Annotated in this window: 17 protein-coding genes and 2 pseudogenes; 4 read left to right on the plus strand and 15 right to left on the minus strand. The window is 40.8% G+C overall.

The window, feature by feature from the left end:
• Positions 1-44 precede the first annotated feature (44 nt).
• The 10 genes and pseudogenes from ACVBDU_RS08235 to ACVBDU_RS08280 form a co-directional block, all read right to left on the minus strand.
• A complete protein-coding gene (locus ACVBDU_RS08235; RefSeq protein WP_447179282.1) occupies positions 45-596 on the minus strand; it encodes a hypothetical protein in 552 nt (183 codons plus the stop codon).
• 56 nt (positions 597-652) lie between these two features.
• Complete coding sequence (locus tag ACVBDU_RS08240) at positions 653-1,165, minus strand: M23 family metallopeptidase (protein WP_447179288.1); 513 nt, start codon at positions 1,163-1,165, stop codon at positions 653-655.
• 52 nt (positions 1,166-1,217) lie between these two features.
• Complete coding sequence (locus tag ACVBDU_RS08245) at positions 1,218-1,961, minus strand: GLPGLI family protein (protein ID WP_447179283.1); 744 nt, start codon at positions 1,959-1,961, stop codon at positions 1,218-1,220.
• Positions 1,962-2,052: 91 nt separating this feature from the next.
• Entirely contained in the window at positions 2,053-2,265 is a 213-nt protein-coding gene (locus tag ACVBDU_RS08250; protein WP_447179284.1) for a hypothetical protein, read from the minus strand.
• A gap of 115 nt (positions 2,266-2,380) precedes the next feature.
• Positions 2,381-3,925 carry a vitamin K epoxide reductase family protein gene (locus ACVBDU_RS08255; protein WP_447179285.1) on the minus strand — a complete coding sequence of 515 codons (1,545 nt, stop codon included), beginning with the start codon at positions 3,923-3,925 and terminating at the stop codon, positions 2,381-2,383.
• 773 nt (positions 3,926-4,698) lie between these two features.
• The gene (locus ACVBDU_RS08260; RefSeq protein ID WP_123217837.1) at positions 4,699-5,349 is read right to left on the minus strand and encodes an NAD(P)-dependent oxidoreductase; all 651 of its coding nucleotides are present in this window, start codon (positions 5,347-5,349) and stop codon (positions 4,699-4,701) included.
• A 101-nt stretch (positions 5,350-5,450) separates the two neighbouring features.
• Entirely contained in the window at positions 5,451-6,290 is an 840-nt protein-coding gene (locus ACVBDU_RS08265) for an AraC family transcriptional regulator (protein ID WP_447173543.1), read from the minus strand.
• A 298-nt stretch (positions 6,291-6,588) separates the two neighbouring features.
• A pseudogene (traM, locus tag ACVBDU_RS08270) lies at positions 6,589-7,116 on the minus strand (conjugative transposon protein TraM).
• Positions 7,117-7,158: 42 nt separating this feature from the next.
• Positions 7,159-7,503, minus strand: a complete 345-nt coding sequence (locus ACVBDU_RS08275; protein WP_447179286.1) for a hypothetical protein — start codon at positions 7,501-7,503, stop codon at positions 7,159-7,161.
• Positions 7,500-7,619 carry a lipoprotein N-acyltransferase Lnb domain-containing protein gene (locus tag ACVBDU_RS08280; protein ID WP_447173541.1) on the minus strand — a complete coding sequence of 40 codons (120 nt, stop codon included), beginning with the start codon at positions 7,617-7,619 and terminating at the stop codon, positions 7,500-7,502. The genes ACVBDU_RS08275 and ACVBDU_RS08280 overlap by 4 nt, the downstream gene beginning before the upstream one ends.
• A gap of 161 nt (positions 7,620-7,780) precedes the next feature.
• Here ACVBDU_RS08280 and ACVBDU_RS08285 point away from each other — a divergent pair, with 161 nt between their 5' ends.
• The 4 genes from ACVBDU_RS08285 to ACVBDU_RS08300 all read left to right on the plus strand — a co-directional run bounded on the left by ACVBDU_RS08285 (position 7,781) and on the right by ACVBDU_RS08300 (position 13,061).
• Entirely contained in the window at positions 7,781-8,398 is a 618-nt protein-coding gene (locus ACVBDU_RS08285; RefSeq protein WP_123217832.1) for a response regulator transcription factor, read from the plus strand.
• Positions 8,399-8,603: 205 nt separating this feature from the next.
• Complete coding sequence (locus tag ACVBDU_RS08290; protein WP_123217831.1) at positions 8,604-9,323, plus strand: helix-turn-helix domain-containing protein; 720 nt, start codon at positions 8,604-8,606, stop codon at positions 9,321-9,323.
• Between the two features lie 145 nt (positions 9,324-9,468).
• Positions 9,469-12,432 carry an ATP-binding protein gene (locus tag ACVBDU_RS08295; protein ID WP_447173540.1) on the plus strand — a complete coding sequence of 988 codons (2,964 nt, stop codon included), beginning with the start codon at positions 9,469-9,471 and terminating at the stop codon, positions 12,430-12,432.
• On the plus strand, positions 12,432-13,061 hold the full coding sequence (locus ACVBDU_RS08300) for a response regulator transcription factor (protein ID WP_447179287.1): 630 nt from the start codon (positions 12,432-12,434) through the stop codon (positions 13,059-13,061). The genes ACVBDU_RS08295 and ACVBDU_RS08300 overlap by 1 nt, the downstream gene beginning before the upstream one ends.
• Before the next feature lie 211 nt (positions 13,062-13,272).
• Here ACVBDU_RS08300 and ACVBDU_RS08305 read toward each other — a convergent pair whose 3' ends face one another.
• The 5 genes and pseudogenes from ACVBDU_RS08305 to ACVBDU_RS08325 form a co-directional block, all read right to left on the minus strand.
• Entirely contained in the window at positions 13,273-15,201 is a 1,929-nt protein-coding gene (locus ACVBDU_RS08305) for an OmpA family protein (RefSeq protein WP_123217828.1), read from the minus strand.
• 23 nt (positions 15,202-15,224) lie between these two features.
• Complete coding sequence (locus ACVBDU_RS08310; RefSeq protein ID WP_123217827.1) at positions 15,225-16,136, minus strand: PorP/SprF family type IX secretion system membrane protein; 912 nt, start codon at positions 16,134-16,136, stop codon at positions 15,225-15,227.
• An 87-nt stretch (positions 16,137-16,223) separates the two neighbouring features.
• On the minus strand, positions 16,224-17,459 hold the full coding sequence (locus ACVBDU_RS08315) for a T9SS type B sorting domain-containing protein (protein ID WP_123217826.1): 1,236 nt from the start codon (positions 17,457-17,459) through the stop codon (positions 16,224-16,226).
• A gap of 137 nt (positions 17,460-17,596) precedes the next feature.
• On the minus strand, positions 17,597-18,421 hold the full coding sequence (locus ACVBDU_RS08320; protein WP_123217825.1) for a phage tail-like protein: 825 nt from the start codon (positions 18,419-18,421) through the stop codon (positions 17,597-17,599).
• A gap of 99 nt (positions 18,422-18,520) precedes the next feature.
• Positions 18,521-19,699, minus strand: a pseudogene (locus ACVBDU_RS08325) (hypothetical protein); the annotation flags it as partial.

Raw genomic sequence — 19,699 nt, forward strand, 5'->3', positions numbered from 1 at the left:
CAATAAGATGTACCTTTTATGTAAGGGCTCAATTCTTACTATACTTATTCTTCCAATCCAACATTCACTAAGGCTTTAGAAGAATTGAAATATAGCACTAATCGCCTGTCTGTATTGGACAAATATAAAACCTGGTAATAAGCATAGTTGAACCCTTTTATGGATCCCTCTTCGCTTTCTACCTTTTTACCCAAAAATTTTAAATCTATCAAAGTAGTGGTTCTATCGGGGCCATGGGGTATCACCCTTTTGGTTTCCACTATTTTGTCTCCTATTTTAAAGGTTTTATTCCCATCAATGCCCAATAATACCGTATTGGTGTTAATATCAAAACGTACGATTTTATCATCAATAGTATACACTTTATTCCTATTGTATGTATATATTTTCCCTTTTCTATTGGCCATTTCAAAAATGTAGTCCTCAATGTCACTCGGTGCACCAAAAACCTGGGTTGCCCTGGATATATTATCATCAGGATAAACTTTAGCCTGAGAACCGGATTTCGTAAGATAAAGGGTGTTTATTTCTATTGTTTGTGCACTTAGCGGTACACTGACTAACATTAAAACCATTAAATAAAAAAATGTTTTCATAATAGAATGTATTTAATATTGAATGTCCATTGAATATTATAACTCGGATTAATAATTTAATAACAAGGAGAAGTTCCCTCCCCGGTTGTTTTATCAAAGGTTGTGGCTATATACGGGTCCGGGTCTATGGATTCGCCATCTTCATTTCTTACCTGTATGTGTGTATGAGGAACCACTCCATTAGCTGCAGCATTTCCCGTAGTCCCCGTAGTTCCTATGACGGCTCCTTGTTCTACCTGGGTTCCGACTTTAATCTCTGAATTTACGGAGTTCAAATGGTTGTACTTTAGGTAGACAACCTTGTTATTAACAATACTTTTGATCATTACAAAATTTCCATAACTGTCAGCAGCATATTGCCCGGCAGAAAAACTTGTCCTGATAGATATGACAACTCCATCATACATCGAGTACAATTTGCTATTGGGTTCAGCCACAATATCCATACCATCGTGAAATTTGGTCCCTCCGTTTCTTGTATAACCATATGTGCCGCCCTTATAATTCCCGGCACTGGACGGAGCTATACTCGGATTTCTTATGGGATCGCCTTTACAGGGCGTATCTATCCCATTGCCATCATTGCTTACGCTATTTCCGCCACCAAATAATTAAGAAATATTAATTTTTACCTCTAAGAATTGGGAGCATCTTTTCTTTCAATAATTTCTGATATTTTTCATCTGAAATCTCTATCCCGCCTTTGGGTTTTTGAAGATCATGGTTGACATCTGAATAATTAAACGTAATTGTTTTCATATAATATAGTACCTTCTCGTTCAATATGCCTTCTAATACTAACCCCGGAAGACCATCTATACCCGTAGGGCCAAAAGAGGCCGGAATTTCCGGTGTAAACCAGGCAATCATTTTATTCATTTTTTTTGTTCCTTTTATAAGGTCTTCCCCCTCCACCAGGGCTTCGGCTTTATAGCACAGGTAATCCCCTATTTTTTTAGTTTCCTTGGTTATCTCCCATTGGTATTGCTCAAAAGGATAGATTACACAGAAAGTCTCCCCTAAAGACTCCCGTTGTTCGATTTTCAGCTTCTCTTTTAGGTTCTTATATTGAATTCCCCCGGCAAGAGCTGCAGCCATCGTATATCCAAAATCACGACCAAACCCTAACTTTTCTTTTCGGCGAAATAGACTGGATGTTTCATCAAAGAAAAGCTCACATTCTACATCTTTCAATCCGTTAACCATCTGTTTGTCCATATCTTTCTCTTTTTGTGAACCGGACTCTACTTTATTAATCAGCCTGATCCCATAGGTGACATAAGTAACATTGCTATTCCTTTGGGCAAATGTGCTCGCCGGTAGCAAAAGAAAAGTGAGTATAATAGAAAATAAATAAAGTTTCATGATCTTAAATATAATAGGCATTAATGTTATTGATTAGGATAAGGGAGAATGTGTTACACTTCTCCCTTATCTTTAACTTTGAGTATCTTTTTTACATATAAGACTCACAATGGCGATAAGTGTCTGAGTATTCCTGTTCCGCTGCTTTCGTAGACCCAGTGTCTTCATATACTTTTTTTGCAGCGCCATCTGCTATTTCCCCGCAAAGACGGTCATAATAGCCACCTATTACAGTCTTTAACTGATCGCGATGAAGTAACTCATCTTTTTGGATCCCTAAGCCTTTTAAACTTAATTTTTTCATAATTAATAAATTTGAAATTAATTTTGCCCTGAACATTTAATGACCGTCAAGGTTTCGGTCGGGCTTCGCGAAAGCGTATCGTACATAGCCCAAGGGTTTCTTTGGCTATTTTTCTTTAAACCAATACTTCTTTAAGGTCTTCTATCTGATATTCCTTTGGTAATTCATACCCATTGATAAATATTGTAGGGGTTTGGGTTATATTTTCAATATCACACCATTGTCGCATAGCTGTGATTTTTATACGCTGTTCTTCCAATTCCCTGTTCATGGGATATTTTTTAGCAAACAACTCGTAATCTTTCTGTTCTGCCTTATACCAATCATCCAGGGCCCGTTGCATCACATCATTATCTCTTTTGCCATGGATAGCTAAAAAATGCTTTACTGGTTTTGTCCTTGGGTCCTTTTCATGAGTGGTTGCTGTAAAAAGTATTTGTAGATTGATTTTGCCGGAATTTATAAGATCCTCTAAAATCAGGTGTGCATGGGCACAGGGGTTGCAATAAGGATTACATACCTTAATGACATGGTATTTTGCCGTGTTTTTGTTTATGGAAATTCCCAGTCCCGTAGTTGGTGTTTTTAATTTCCGGGATTTAGCCAAAAGTCCAGTAAATACATTTGGGTTGTTCTTTATTTTTTTCAGTCCTCTTTGATATATGTTGGATTCTTTTTTAGCCTTCAACAGGGGTTTTAACCATGTCCAGCCCCAAATTGGAAGTAATGTCAGAAATAGCAAAAGAGGTAAAGTTTCCCAGTGTATGGATTCCAAAAGGAATCCTCCAAAAAATGCAAAAATGATCTCAAAGGTTAGTACACCTGTGATAATTATACAGAACTTACACCATTGTTTAATCACAGCCCCTTGATAATAAATTGAAAGTATGCTTACTGGCAAGGTCATGAAGCTCAACATAGCTAATACTGAAAACGAACTCGAAGAAAACCCGGTCATTGTCAAATACGATAATGTCCCGAAAAAATAGGAAAAGCTCAATAGACCCAGACTAAGGCTATCATTAAAAACTTTAGCATATTTAGATTCGAGAACGGCATTACAATTAACCTTTATTCCACCTGAACAAAAACGCTGTAAAGTAGGATTGTATTTATCCACTTCGTACCACAACAATAATACACCTGTTGCCAGTCCGATAAGTTTTGATAATATGCAGCCGATCAAAAAGTTGGTAGACGAACCTTCTATCAAAAAAGGTTTCATCAATATGGGAGTTATTACAAAGGACAACAAAATTATAATTGCTGATGTTAATGAAGTTCTTATGTTGTTTTCCCTCTTCCTTCTTCCAATACCAGGTTCGGCAGATTCTTTAGAGACCTCTACCAAAAGACATATGCCTGTCCAGCGATCTGAAAACTCTTTCGTAGATAATTCTACAGATTCTTTTTTATTACCTTTAATAATGGCTTTTTCTTCCGAGAATTCTTCAAGAATCTCAAAAACTCCACCACGGTCTGATAATTGGACGACACATGGCAGGGGAAGTTCCAATAATTTTTCGGGAGCCACTTTTACGGTAAGGTTTTCGATGCCGTATTTTTCCAAAGTATCAGAAATACACAATAGACTGGGGTGATCCGGGTGGGATAATATGGAATCTTTTAAGAATGTATTGGTATGCTTGATATCAAGCAATTGCAATATTTTCTTTGCAATACGAACGCAATGATCCATAACATATCAGGCTAATTTAAATAATAAAGGAAGGGGAAATCCTGATTGCTAAACTAATATATCTCATTAAAATCGACTTTAAACTAAAATCTATCACCTGCATATCGAACGCGTTTAAACTTTTTCAATAGGCTCACTTTATTAAAAGATTGTCTAAAGAATTCATTTCTCTCAATCTCTCCCGTAGTATAAGTCCAATATATCATCGATCTCATCCCCTGTTTATATATTACAATTTTTCAAAAACGGGTGACAAAAATTGTCATAAATGTCTATCCAGGGGTTTTGTTCAATTATATTACTTACTCAAAACAGGATATTTTGTAGTGACCGATTCTTCGTCAAATTTGGGAGAATTTTGAATAGTCGCTTTCAAGATATTGTAAGAGGATACCCATGTCACTCAACTGGACAGGCTGGAAAAGCTTTTCATGTTGACCATGATCGCCTTTGTCTGGTGCTACAAAATTGGGGATTTTGTGGATAGGAAGATCAAGCCCATTACCTTCAAAAAACACGGACGAAGAGCCGTAAGTGTCTTTAAATATGGATTGGATTGGATTGGTTATCAAATTGGCTGTTGACAGGATTTAACAAACTCAACATCAACTTAATGGATTTTTTGTTATGTACTTAGAAAATAAGATTAAATTATGGTTGTACATCTCAAAGGGGCAGCACCTAAAACTAGGTCAACCTAAGTGCTGCCATATTGAGAAGTCGTTTATACTAACTTAGTAACCTATAGTAAATCGTTCATAATGATGTGCAGGATTTTCTAGCTCATCAATCATTGCCTTTGCATAGTCTTGAACAGATATTTTACTTTCTCCTTGGTCATTGATGATTAAATCATCTTTCCCTAAGCGGTAGTTTCCTGTACGCTCTCCAGGTTCTATGATACCTGCTGGTGAAAAGAATGTCCAGTCTATATCTTTTTCTGTTGTTAAGGTGTTTAGGTAAAACTCACCTAATGATTGTACACCTCCCATAATTTCTTGTGGTAATGCGTCTGTATCTACTACGCGAACTCCAGGTGCTACAAATAGAGTACCTGCCCCACCCACAATAAGAATACGCTTTACTCCGGCTTCTTTTACTCCTTTTAAAATAGCTGGGTACGTGCGCAATGTTTCTTCATAAATAGCAGGATTTGTCCAACCTGGATTAAACGCACTAATTACAGTTGAGACTCCCTTGGTTACTTCAGTAACTACGGCCGCATCAGAAACATCTGCTTTTACAATCTTTAAATTGGTATGGGTAATCTTAATATTTTCAGGATTACGCACAACTGCTGTGATGTGTATTCCTCTCTCTAAAGCCTCACTAAGAAGTGCAGATCCTATAAATCCGCTAGCTCCAATTAAAACAACTTTTTCCATTTTGTACTTTTAAATGTTTAATGAAACAAAAGTACTGTGCAGTGGTTACAACCCTATAATAATTTCCCGTCTAAAAATGGTAATTATCCGCAATTTCGAATTCAATAATGCTTTTTACGGAATTCAAAAGGTGTAGAATAGACATGTCGCTTAAAATATTTATTAAAATAGGAAGGTTCTTCAAAACCAAGGCTGTAGCCAATCTCTTGAATACTTAAATCACTATATATAAGCAATCTTTTCGCTTCCAGAATTATTCTAGAGTCTATGTATACTTTAGGTGTTTTTCCGCTAAAAACTTTAATTTCTTTGGCTAGCTTCTTTTCATTAACACTCAATAGGTTTTGGTAAAATTCGGTAGTTCTATTTTTTTTATAATGATTTTCAACTGCATTGTAGAAGCGTCTGGCAATAGAATTAACTAAAACTGTAGCATCTTTCGAAAATTGCCGTTCCGATTCAAAAAGAATAATACGAAGATAACTTTGTGCTATAGCTATTTGAAAACTGGTTTCTCCTTGCATCAGCTCTTTTTCTAATAAATATACCAAAGGTCTCATTTGATCAGGACGAATAGCTATCTTCTTATGCAGTCGTATGGGATTTAATAATTCTGAAGAATATAAAAAATTAGCATCGATTTCACTACCATTAAAGAATGAACCGGTAAAGAGAATCAGTTTGCCTTCATAGGCTGATTCTGTATCAAACGCACATATTTGTCCAGGAGTAATCATTAAAAGTTCATTGCTCTCTACCCCAATTTCATGAAAATCAATATTCATTTTAGCATAGCCTCTATCTAACCATAAAATTTGATAAAAAGCAACCCTGTGTGGTTGCCCCAACATTTCAGGTAACTCTTTTATAAATTTCAAATCTTTTACCTCAATATCAATAGGCAGTGCTTTAAAAGCAAATGTTTGAATATCTGTTTTCATGGCACAAAGGTATTTATTTCTATAATTTACTTTTGATAAACTTGAATAAACACAACTGTAAAACTACCATTTCAATACAGCAATAGCTACTCTATCTTCAATTCCAAACTCCTATTCCCCATCAATTCACCTACCTCTAATTTCAACTCCTCATGAGCCCCCACAACTGTTTTAGGCAATACCAATACCCGGTGGCTTGCGCCTGTAAACCACTTCCTATGCCTATCATTCCTAATAGTATTTTTATATATTTCATCATCATTTTCATCTTTCTTTTAATTCAATTCATTTTTAACTATTATAATTCTGGTTTTAAAATGAGTTCATACCCATCATCAATGGTGACCTTTACTCTTCGGTTGTTGCGTTGCAATAGTTGCTGTAAAAAGCTGGTTTGAGTCGGAAACGCCGGAATACTAATCTCTCCAATAGTCTGAGTGACCGCTTCCTTGGTCGCCTCTGCCCGAAAGGAATTCACGGTATAGATACCTTCACTCCCATCCTACTTGTCATATGCTTTGAGACTCACTTCCATCGTTCCGATATGGGTAATATGTAACAAAGTTCGATTCGGTTGAAAAGACACAAATCCATACAACCGCGTATACCGCTCAAACTTCTGCCCACGAATCCTTGCAGATTTCATAAGCTCCATTTCTAACCGATACTTACTTTGTACCGTTTGGGTTCCTCGAACCTTTACATATAGCAGCGCATCCGTATCTGCAATCAAATCCGCATCCTCCAACTGCACTCCTGCAAACAATACCTCTTGTTGTTTAGCCAATTCCTTTAGAAGCTTCTCATTATCTTTTTCTTGATGCACCTCCCCATTACCTTCCTCACGAGCTTCTTTGAGCCAAGTAATTTAAGGAATTTCTTCTTTTGCATACGATGTATACTCTACAGAACCATCACCTTCAGCAACACCTTCCTCCACAACCTGCAAAGAATCTATCGTAATTCCCATACTATCCAATTCCTTATCATCATATATACTGGGTGGCGTAAACTCCCGCTCCGGCTCTAAGGCATCTACCGCTTCTTTTTTATTATCAAACTCCGGTTCAGAAACTTCCAATTCCGGTATTGCTACGGTTTCTACTTCAGTAACTTCCCAATCCTCCATGCCAAACTTCCAATAGGCATAGCCGACGATAAATAATACCACCGAACCTATAAGTCCTATAAACACTAGTTTTTGTTTTGTCATATACTAAAGAATAAATTATTATTTACTTGAAATAACTCCACTAATTTAGTAGTACAGTTATTATCGAAGTAATCATATAAATATTTTCTTTTTCTTAAATCTCGATTAACGGACAACGATAACCTCTAAGAACACGAGTGTAAAGACCTGAAAATCATGTTGTTTTAAGTAGTCGTTGATGCATAATATAAAAGAACCGGTTTTCAAACGTATACACAGTTCAATATTCATCTAATTCGTATTTTTGTAAAGTGCTGATTACAAGATTCAGATAAAAATGATTAAAGTATTATTAGTAGACGATCACCCCCTTATAAGAAGAGGAATTCGTTCTTTGGTTTTAAAAATGGCAGATGTCACTGCGATTGCGGAAGCAGAAAACGGGGAAGAGGCATTAAAAAAGATATTTCATCACAGGCCGGATTTTGTGTTCATTGATATATCCATACCTCGTGTAAATGGTATTGAGGTCATAAGGAAGGTGAAAAAAGAACTCCCGGAAATAGCATTCATTGTACTCACTATACACAATGACCCTACGCATTTCCAGGAGGCTATGGCTGCCGGGGCCATAGCATATTTGCCTAAAAAGGCTGGCTTTAATAAGGTACAGGAATGTTTGGACGCTGTATTAAGGGGGGAGACGTATGTAGATGATTTTTTGGAAAAAGAAGCTACCGCAGCAAATTCCGCTATTTCGGGTTTAACAAAAAGGGAAACCGACGTGTTAAAAGGGGTAATACACGGAAAAAGCAATAGGGAAATTGCAAGCAACCTTTTGTGCAGCGAAAAGAACATTGAAAAATTCAAGACCAAAATAAGGAAAAAACTGGATATACCTCCTTCTTACGGAGCTTTGCTTGACTGGGCTATCCACAATGAAGTTTACTTATAAAAGTATAAATTTTGCGCATCAAAGGGTGGTTTCCCTGAATATAATACCCCTTCTTACTTCAATTTGCAACGATCCTATCCTGTGTTAGAAATAGGGAGCCCCCTACTCTTTAGCTTTTTATATTCTTGTAGTTTTAAGGTATTTAATTATCCTTTTTTTTATTCAAAGCAATAAAAAAACTAGAATTACATAAAAAAACAGGAATATGAAAGCGTCGGATGCCATGGATATTACGGAAGAGCTTAATGCCATAAACTGTACGGAAGACTTTAATGCAGCAGAAATTATGGAAAGGCTTAAAAAGACCCTGGGGATCAGGACGGATGTAAAACTCTCTAAGCTTTTAGGGATTGAATCCAATACGTTATCCACATGGAAAGCAAGGAACAGCCTGAATTTCAGACGTATCATAACTGTTGGAAGAAAATATGGCCTGGACTTAAATATACTGTTTTCCAACGTAGACATATCGCGATCATATCATAAAAGCATGGTGGCAATTCCCAGGGAATACCAATACCAGTATGTAAATAACAGGAATAAGGATTCCTTTATTAACGAAATGCCCCGGTATAACTTCCCTTATATAGGAAATCACAATACAAGAGCCTTCCAGGTACTGGATTTTTCGCTATTCTCTACGGATAAGGGAACTTCTTATGCTATTGGTGAATGGGTTGGACACACTGAAGACATACTTAATGGTGAAATATACATATTAGTGAACAGGACGCATGGCGTGTTTATAGGTAGGGTGGACATCAATAATAACATTCCCGGCACCCTGTTCCTGATCAATGAAGATGCAGGAGAAATGCCCTATAAGACCAAAATATACATCAGCGATATTGTTGAGATATGGAAAGTGTACAGCGTGGTTTTTTCAAGACATTTTGTTAAAAAAGAGGGGGCTTCAGCATCATAACAACCGGAATTTTCTTATTTTTATAACACATTATGAGATTAATTCGGAATTTCCTTAATGATCATGAAAAATTTTATGACCCCACTTTGGAGTATTTCCCAGGCTAAATCTTCAAAAAAATCGACTGTTTGTAGAAGTGCTAAAAATGTGTTTTAAAAGACATAAACTGTCCAACCGTATACATCAGGTTCTTATAAAGAGCGTTATACTTATTGTTTTTCTTTTGTGTACGGAAAATATTCACGGCCAGGAATATTATTATGAGAAGTACGACACCAAAGAGATTGGTTCAGAGAGCATGAGCAAAGTAATACAGGATAAAGAAGGAACGCTTTGGTTTTGCAGTTATAACGGATTATTCTCATTTGAGGGCAAGGAATTTACGGGCTATAAAAATGGATTAAGCCATGCAGAACTAAGTGATGCCGTGATCACACGGGATGGCCGTTTTTTTGTTTTGGCAGCATCAGACGGCCTCCATGAATTTACGGGAAAAGCGTTTATCCCTGTTTCGGGTGTCGATCGCAATACAGAAGAGCTTTACATGCAGGTCAATGAAATTTCCGAAGGCGTATTGCACATATTGACCACCGAAAGATTTATCGAATATAACTATATCAAAAACGAGATCGCAAAAGAATTCGACGGATTCAGGTATGCCCGCCGCTTTGAATATTTTAACGGTAAAATATGGATCGCGGATATGAATGACGGCATTGTTGTCATTGACAGCGAAAAAAATACGGTTAAAAAGATCACCCCGTTTTCGGAATCAAATTTTTACTGCATAAACAAAGACAAGCTGGGAAATGTATGGATAGGAGGGAATCGTGTGGTGTTAAAAATGTCGGGGCAGGAAAAAATAGAAGCCTATTACAGGAGCCCTGACAATGCTTCATTACGAATAATCGACATTCTTCCCACTAAAGACAATACGCTACTTTTAAGTACTTTTGAAAAAGGCATTTATTCCCTGAACCCGGATAAAAGACCGGCCAAATTGAATCCCGGTGTCGATATATTTGATCTTGTTTACGCTGATATATTCAAGGATTCGGAAGAAAATTACTGGTTGCTTCCCGTTACAGGAAGCAGTCTCGTTAAATTACGGTTGAATATTTACAAACACCCTTTAAAACCACAAGCGTATACCTTTAAGTTAAATTTAAAAAATGACAGTACACTACTTTGTATAAATGCCAAAAAGGGATTGGAGGAGATCAACCTCGGCAATGGAGAGATAGATACCTTACCGGTATCCAAAACAGTAGAGCCGCGTATTACAACTTTTTATGATTATTGCTATTTGAAAAATAAAGAGACTCTCGTGGCGACAGATGCCGGGATTTTTGTAGCGAAAGATTCACTGTACGCGTATACGGATAATCGCAATACAGACGCCGATATATTTCATCTTTTACCGGTAAATAACGATAAGTCGGCTATTGCTTTTGGAACTACATCCAAACAAGGTTTTGTTCTGAATATAAACCCAAAAAAAGAAATGAAAAAATATAAGGACTACCGTCCGAGGATCTATATGTTTGCAGATTCCATAGACGTCGGAACTTATTTTTATATTGATCGTAAAGGATGGTATGTTCACAAATTCTTCACTCCGGATCCGGATCAGGAAGAACATTTAGTAAAGAAAAGTACGTCTGTAACGATACCGATTAAAATATCGGACAGGAAATACCTCTATGTGCAGTCAGATACCATAGGTATTGGAGAACTCTATAAGACTTCGGCCAAAACAGATTGGAAGGTTAAAGAAACAGCATTAAAGAACGAGCGGTTACCGCTAAAAAACCTAGGGTTTTCTGCGATAGATTCCAGCGATAATATATGGGCGGTTAATCGTTCCAGTATATATAAAATACGGATCGACTCTTTAAAGGGCCAGGTAAATGTAACCCATAGATACCGGCTTCACGAAAAGAACGCCAATATTAAAACAGAGAAAATAGTCGATGTATTAAAGGAGAAAAACAAATTGTTCATCACCACGGATAAAGAGCTCATTATCTGGGAACTTACGGAAAAAATGACTGCATTGCCCCCAGAGATAAAGCATGTTGATCTTCCGGAAGGAATTAAAAATGATACTATAAACGCAAGCGGAATTCCATATGATATAGAACTTCCTTATAATAAAAGCCATTTAACCCTTCACTTTTCGAGTAACGAATTTTTTCTTCCGGCTTCGATAGATTATAGTTATAAACTTGTTTCGGAATCTCTTTCTGCCCAAAGCTGGTCGGCACCTACTACTAAAACATCGCTTGACTTTTCCTTTCTGGCGCCGGGAAATTACACCTTGCTATTAAGGGCTACGGACAGGTTTGGGAGATGGTCTGAAGGCCATACCGAATATACCTTTAGCGTGTCCCCCCCGTTTTGGAAGACCCCCTGGTTTTTTACAGCGGTGGGAGGAGCAATTTTATTGGCATTATATACGCTGCATCAGATCAGGGTCAATTATTTAAAGAAGATCAACAGGGTACAACAAAAATATTCACACCGGCTCATTGAGGCGCAGGAAGATGAAAGAAAACGGGTGGCCAGGGAACTTCACGACGGGGTCGGTCAAAGCCTGGTCCTCTTAAAGAATGAGGGAAGCACTCCGGAATACGAATCTAAAATTGACCTGTTGATCGATGATGTGCAAAGAATATCCAACAACCTGCATCCGGAATATATCCGCCGGTTAGGGCTGACCAAAGCCATAAAGTACCTTCTAAAAAATATGGATGAAGTTTCATATACGTATTTCAGATGTGAGATAGATGACGATATAGATCACCATTACGAGGGAGAAAGAGCGTTACATATATACCGGATCGTACAGGAATGCGTGAACAATATCATAAAGCACGCCGATGCCCCCGATGCATGGATATGTCTCAAAATAAAAAATCAGCGGTTAAAGATATGGATCGCAGATAACGGAAAGGGCATGAAAGCCAACCCCTTAACTTTGAATAAAGTCAACTCCTTGGGGCTTAAGAGCATTGAAGAACGCATCTTTTTACTCGGCGGAACATATAAAATGAAAAGGAAAGGGGAAAAAGGAGGCTTTGAGATCCTTTGTAAAATACCCCTTTAATGCCTGTTATGGATAAACTGATCAAAATATTACTGGCAGACGACCATCTGTTACTCAGACAAGGGTTACGGGAGATACTTCAAAATAATTTCAGGGATATCATTGTCAGGGAAGCAGAAGACGGGGAAGATACCTATCATAAGGTCATGAATTATAAACCGGATATCGTTTTTCTGGATATTAACATGCCTCGTAAAGATGGCCTGGAGATCTTAAAAGAAATAAAAAGTAAAGTTCCGCAAACCGTGTTTGTGATCTTAACCATGCATAATAATATCCATTACTATCGGGAAGCCGTGGAAGCGGGGGCCAAAGGATTCCTTTTAAAGACACACGCCTTGGCAGAGATCTGCGAATGCACAAAAATGCTGTTGGCCGGAGAAAACTATTTGAAGGGTTTTGACGAATTGAACGACATCCCGGAAGACTTTGACAAACTTACCGTCAGAGAGGTAAAAGTACTAAAAGGGATCATAGAAGGACAATCGAACAGGGAATTGGGACAAAACCTGTTCTGCAGTGAAAAAAATATCGAAAGAATAAAGACCAAAATGAGAAAAAAGCTGAACCTCACCTCTTCTTACAATTCCTTATTATTCTGGGCCTTGCGAAATAAAGAATATTTATAATGGGGTCAGGGCCTGTCAACACTACACACTCAAAGCGGCTTTTCCGGGAAATTACACATTCTACACTTTTAACCCTGTTCAGATCATTTCCACAAAATCAATTCAGGAGGCGGTATTTTAACAGATCATCTCAATCTTTGACCGCCCCTCTGAATTTACCAAACAACCTGATCTAAACAAATCGTAAGAAAACAATAAATAAGGTTTTTCTTTATATCTTAATGATTATAAATTCACTTCTCCGGTTCAACTGGTGTTCTCCCTCGCTGCATTTTACGCCATCGGAACAGCTGTTGGTCAATTGCGATTCTCCATACCCCCTTCCGGAAACCCTCTCCCGGGAAATACCGCCCTTATTAACAATATAATCTATCGTGGCTTTGGCCCTACGCTCTGACAATTGCGTGTTATAGGTATCACTGCCCCTGCTGTCGGTATGGGATCGTACCTCTATATCAATATCCGGGTGCTTGCGCATCACTTCGATGACTTTGGCCAGTTCTATTTCAGAACGTTTACGTATAGCGGAGCCGTCAAAATCGAAATAGATGGACTTCAGTCTCAGTTTTTCCGTTAGATCATCTCCCGTAGTTACGGCAATATTTTCCTTGTTCAGTGCTACGACCAACTTCCGTTTCTCGCCTTCGGCCAGTTTGTCGACAAACTCTTCTGCGGTCTGATAGTCCTGCTTTTCAGCGCGGAGATTATAATTTTTTGCCATTAGCACTTCCATACAGAAATCGCCCTTATGATCGGTACTGTCTTCTTTCAACACCCTGTTTTGTTCATCATAGAGAGTGATCCTGGTGCCGGCCAAAGGCGCCCTGGTCATACTATCCTGTACATGCCCGCATAAGGCTGCCCTAAGGGAAACAGGCTCTTTATCCAACAGGCTGTATATATTGTCAAAACCCATAGCATTTTCCCTGTTTGATGAAAAAAAGCCACGCCCGGTATCCTCATTGATAATATATCCGAAATCGTCTGAAGATGAGTTTACCGGACTGCCGACATTCACCACATGATACTGTCCGAAGGGATCTTTTATCGTGGCGAAAATATCCAGCCCCCCCAGGCCTGGATGCCCGTCAGAAGCAAAATACAACACCCCGGAATCACTTATAAAGGGAAAGGTTTCCCTTCCTTTGGTGTTTATGGTGTCTCCAAGGTGCTGTACCGGGCCAAAGCTACCGTTTTCACGGATCTCTGTGACAAACAGATCTGACAATCCCAGCGTACCCGGACGGTTGGACACAAAATACAACTGTTTGCCGTCCGGGCTCAGGGCCGGGTGAGCGGATGAATGATCATTACTGTTAATGGGCAGGTCTTCAACATCCTTCCACTGCCCATCCTTAAATGTGGCCCGGTATATTTTTAAATGATTGACACCGTCTTCCCCTCTTCCATACGTTCCGGGGATATAATTGTTCCTGGTAAAATACATGGTCCTGCCGTCACTGCTCATGGTTGGAGTGGATTGGTGATACTTCGAATTGAGGCTTCCCCGGAGCTCTTCCGGGTTTTCCAGCGTACCTTCACTGTTTATCGCGGCACTATAGAGTTTTAAAAAGGGCTTTTCATTCCATTGATGGGTCCGCTTTACAAATATCCCCGTATCCCTTGCCGTAGCGAAGATCACCTTGTCCTTACCGTAAAAAGCAGGGCCGAAGTCTGTATATTCCGTATTGATGCCTGCATCCTTGACTTCATATCTCGCGGATAAACGTCCGACTTCCTCAAGTTTTTCGGTCAGGGACATTTTAGCTACGTTTTCCCGGCCGGTCAATTCGTAAAACCGGTTCAATATGTTTTCTGCCTCCTCATGGTTCCCGGATGTTTTCAGGCACTGGGCATATCTGAAATAATACTCCGGGCCTGTTTCTCCGTCGAGGGCGAACATTTTTTTATAATACTCAAGTGCTTCCGGATATTGCGCATTGAAGTAGTAGGTATCGGCGAGTTTGCCGTAAAGGTCCCGGGATGCATTGTCCTGGTCCAGGAGTTTTTTATACAGCTCACGGGCCTTTATATAGGCGAATTTTTCGTAATTCGCATCGGCCCTGGCTTTCCTGGCTTCCTGGGCATACAGGCTTCCCGTGATAACAAATATTAGAGTAATGAGTAATTTTTTATACATATCCTGTGATTTGTCGGGTTAGATTAAAAAAACCTGGGAGAACGCATCCTGCTTCGCCCTGAGGACACAAACTCAAACCGGATAAATACTTCGTGCGTTCCCGAATTGTAATTTCCCAGCCTGGAAGTATCAAAGTCATAGGCATAACCGATCATCAGGTTGTCGTTGACCTGAAACCCTGCCAATCCGCTAAGCCCTGCATCCCAACGATAGGCCGCACCCAGGGTAAGGATTTCGTTATAGAGAAAATTGGCAGAAAGGTCCACAGCCAAAGGTGCCCCGGATACGGCCTTGATCAGTGCTGCAGGCTTGAACTTCCAGTTGTGATCCAGATCGAACACATAGCCTCCGATCAGGTAAAAATGCATTTTTTCCTTAGCCATGGATTGCTGGATGTCGTCATAAAAACGGGTTTCCAGCAGTGCAGGTACCGACAGCCCTACATACCAGTGATCGGAATGCAGGTAGGCGCCGACCCCTATATTGGGAGAGAACCTGCTCAGCCTCCCGCTAAGCGACGGGTCATCCGGATCATGAACGTTCAGCTTGTCATAGTTCACCTCCAGAAAACTTCCCCCGGCCATAATCCCCAGGTTCAGCCAGGTAAAAGGATCCAGTTGGAGCTTATAGGAAAAACTGGCATTGACATAGGTATCCCTGGAGGGGCCGATCTCATCATTGATCACGGACAACCCCAGGCCATGCCCCTGTCTACTAATGGGAGAATGGACCGATAGCTGCGCCGTTTTGGGCGCCCCGTCCAGACCTACCCATTGCGAACGGTATAGGCCGAAGATGCTCATCACCCCACGGGTCCCGGCATAGGCGGGATTTACGCTCATGGTATTGTACATGTACTGCGTATATTGCGATTCCTGCTGCCCGTAGCTGATCCAGGAACCCAACAACGCCAATACTATGATAGTTTTCTTCATCTGTCTTGTTTTTAGTACTGCCGGAGCCCTCTCGTGTCCCCGGCGGCTTGTTTGTTTTTTCACATTCCTGTTTTCTATTTCAGGGCACTAATTGATATACAGGTACCCCGACCTGTCTTTGACACGGTTGTCACTGGTGTATTCCAGGATATAGAAATAGGTTCCCGCAGGCAGTAATTTTCCTGTGTTTATAGTGGCACGGCCATCAGAATAACCTTCAAAACGAACGTCGGTATTGTTATACCCTTTGGCTTCATACACTTTTACGCCCCAGCGGTTGTAGATCGTCACGGTATTGTCCGGGTAGTGCTCTATGCCCTTAAGGTAAAAGAAATCATTCCGGCCATCCCCGTCGGGAGACACCCCGTTATACACCTCCAGGCTGCCGTCCGGCTCTTCTTCGGCCATGACCTTGGCCAGGGTAAATATGCCATACCCGGATACTGCCGTGGTCACGGTCTTTTCATCGCGGTTTTCCACACCGCCTTCGTCTTTCCATGTTTCGTTGATGTCATCCCAGCGTACAATGTGTATTTCCTTACCCTCTTCTTCGCTTAAGATATCCAAAGGGGTGGTCTCTTCGTTCCACGTCAGAGTCAGTACGATATTGGAGGCCCCGTTGGTCCTGTTGATTTCCCAATATTCCGCATTGTCTATCAGTTCTACGCTTTTCGCCCTGTCGGCGTGCGGATGGAGGGAATTGGAATTTTCCAGCAGGTATTGCGAGGTAAAATGGTCTGCGTTACCGGAAGGGGCGGACATGAGTACCGGCCGGTAATAGCCCTCATCCCCTATGGGATGATCAAAAGCCTCGTTCCCTGTTTTCCGGACCTGGCCGTCGACAAAACTGTGGTCGGACACCAGTGCGTGGAAAGCCCCCTGCTCAAAGGTGACCAGCCCACCGTGCTGATCGCCGTCCACGATGCCGTCCTGAAATTCGGCCTTCCCGGAAATGGAAATATCCCCGGAAAGCGCAAAGGCCGGTTGTGAGGCCGGGTTGTTGAACAGCACATGAAAAAGACCGGAAGGCATGTCACCCGATATGGCCTGCTGGCCATGTATTCCTTCAAAAAGGGTCAGGCCGGTGGCCTGGCCGGGACTAAAGCTCACCATGCCATCATTGTGGAAGTTGTTGTAAACAAATAACTCCCCGTCGTTGATAACATCGCCGGTTTCCGTGTTCTCAAAATCGCCCAGAGTGGATACCTGGGTATCGGGAGCAATAACCAGCTCCCCTGTATTGACGGTCTGGCCACACACATAAGAAGCCAGGTTCAACACCGTAAAGACACTTATTATTCTTATCGTTGTAATTTTTTCCATTTTTAAATGTTTTGCTTATATGAGGGACTAAGGAGGTATAACTTACCTGTTTGAAAAAAGAGCCAAAGCGTCAGTAGTGATAACAATATCACTCTTAAAGAGGCTATTTAATTTATGATAACATTTAAATTCCTTTATCAATTTAACCTTTGAGCGGTCATATATAAATAAAAATTGTTGGCATCCTGAGTAGCAAACCAAGTACACTGGTACCATTCGCCGGTATCAAAGGTCAACATTACATTCACATATTCACCGTTACCATTTGGTGATGCCCCAAAAATATCATCTCCATCCACCAAATAATTATAATGATTCGAAGCAATGGTCGTACCGATACCATCAATATAAGCGTCATTGGTAGATAACGAGGATATATTGTATACGATGGCATTGGCGGTGGTATTGAACAGTTTTGGGGACACTCGGGTAGCGTCATATGCCAGAAAATCCATCCGCAATCCGTTGATAATAATAGGTTCCCCCTGAGAATCGCCCACCATTTCATAAGCCGATTTGTCCTGTCTAAAATTGCTGGTATCACCTAAGCTTTTTCCGGTCATCTCATTTATACAACATACATCCTCTATAAAATCGGCTGCAGGCACTATATACCTTATCGATCGTATTTCATTCGGGTTGAAAGGGTCTTCACCCCCACCACTGCCATTACCGGCCGTGCCGCCTATGGCCTTCCATTCGGTACCGTTCCAGAAATAGAACCCCTGTTCAAAAGTATTCCCGATATTAAAGATCAACAGCCCGGTGGCCTGCCCCGGTTGCCCATCCAGATCCAATGTCCCGGAAGTAAGGTCTATCCTTGGCACCAATATTCCCTTATCCGTAGCTGTGATATCGAGTACGGATGACGAGTCGGGGGTTGTTGTGCCTATTCCCGTTTGCTGGGCGTATCCAACCTTAAAAACAAGCCCGAGCAATAGTATTAATACAATTCGTTTCATTTCTTTCTGCTGTTTATTTTTCCTTTAGACTATTTTGATAAGCCTGCCGGCATTTGCGTTTTTAGTGCCTGCCGATAGGCCTGTACATAGGCATTATGATTATTCCTTAAAAAGTTTCTCCAACCTGCTCAACCGCTCTTCCATGGCTTCCTGCTGTTGTTGGAGCCTTTCTATTTCATGGTCTTTGTCTTCCTGCCGTTGCCTGAGCCTTTTTATTTCCCTGTCCTTGCCCTCCAGGGCTTTTTGCTGTTCGATGGTATGGAGATAGAGTTCTTCTACCTTTTCGAGCAACTGCACCGAAAGCTCCGAAGGATTGATCACATACTCCCCTTTTTGGTTTTTGCACAGGGCATCTATTTTGGTAATGCCCGGTAGGTGCCTGTTCCTGTTGATAAAGTCCTCGACCTCTTTCAGCGATTTGAACGTATAGTCTTTGTTCAGTTCTGAAAAACCTTCAAAATAATCTTCAAAAACATAGTCAGCATAGATGGCAGAAGTAGTCAGTATGGCCCCGTTAACAGCCAGTGCTACATCCGGGTTCTCCGTACCCAACATGTCGTCCGTGCCAATACCCACTTTGCCCATCTGGTAAATGTCCTGGTCATTTTCGGTGGCCTTGTCGGTAGTGCCCTGTACCAACCAGGGTTCTACAGTTAAAGCAGAAGTATCCGTAAACAGTGATCCATCCGTGCCGACTGTAATGGCATTGTCGGCATCTGTTGAAATCAGTGGTATATTGGGGTTGTCATTACCTTCATTAGTATATATCAACTCGCCGTCTGTCAGGGCCAATATGGTATTTGTTTCATTGGCCGCAATGATCGAGGCCATGTCCACCGTCTGGGCTATACCTTCCTCGTTGGTATAGGTGATCGTACCGTCGCCGTTGTCCACCAGGTTGGTCACGGTCTCATCATCCACGATGCTGTTGATGTCGATCGTGGTCGCTATACCGTCTTCATCGGTATAAGTTATCGTGCCGTCGCCATTGTCTTCCAGGGTGGTCACGGTCTCATTGGCCGTGATGATCGAGGCCATGTCCACCGTCTGGGCTATACCTTCCTCGTTGGTGTAGGTGATCGTACCGTCGCCGTTGTCCACCAGGTTGGTCACGGTCTCATCATCCACGATGCTGTTGATGTCGATCGTGGTCGCTATGCCGTCTTCATCGGTATAAGTTATCGTGCCGTCGTTATTGTTCACCAGGGTAGTAATCGTTTCATTGGCCTGTACCAGTTCGGAGAGGTCAATGACCTGGGTATCCCCGTTCTCGTCGAT

The sequence above is a fragment of the Sinomicrobium endophyticum genome (assembly GCF_052983315.1).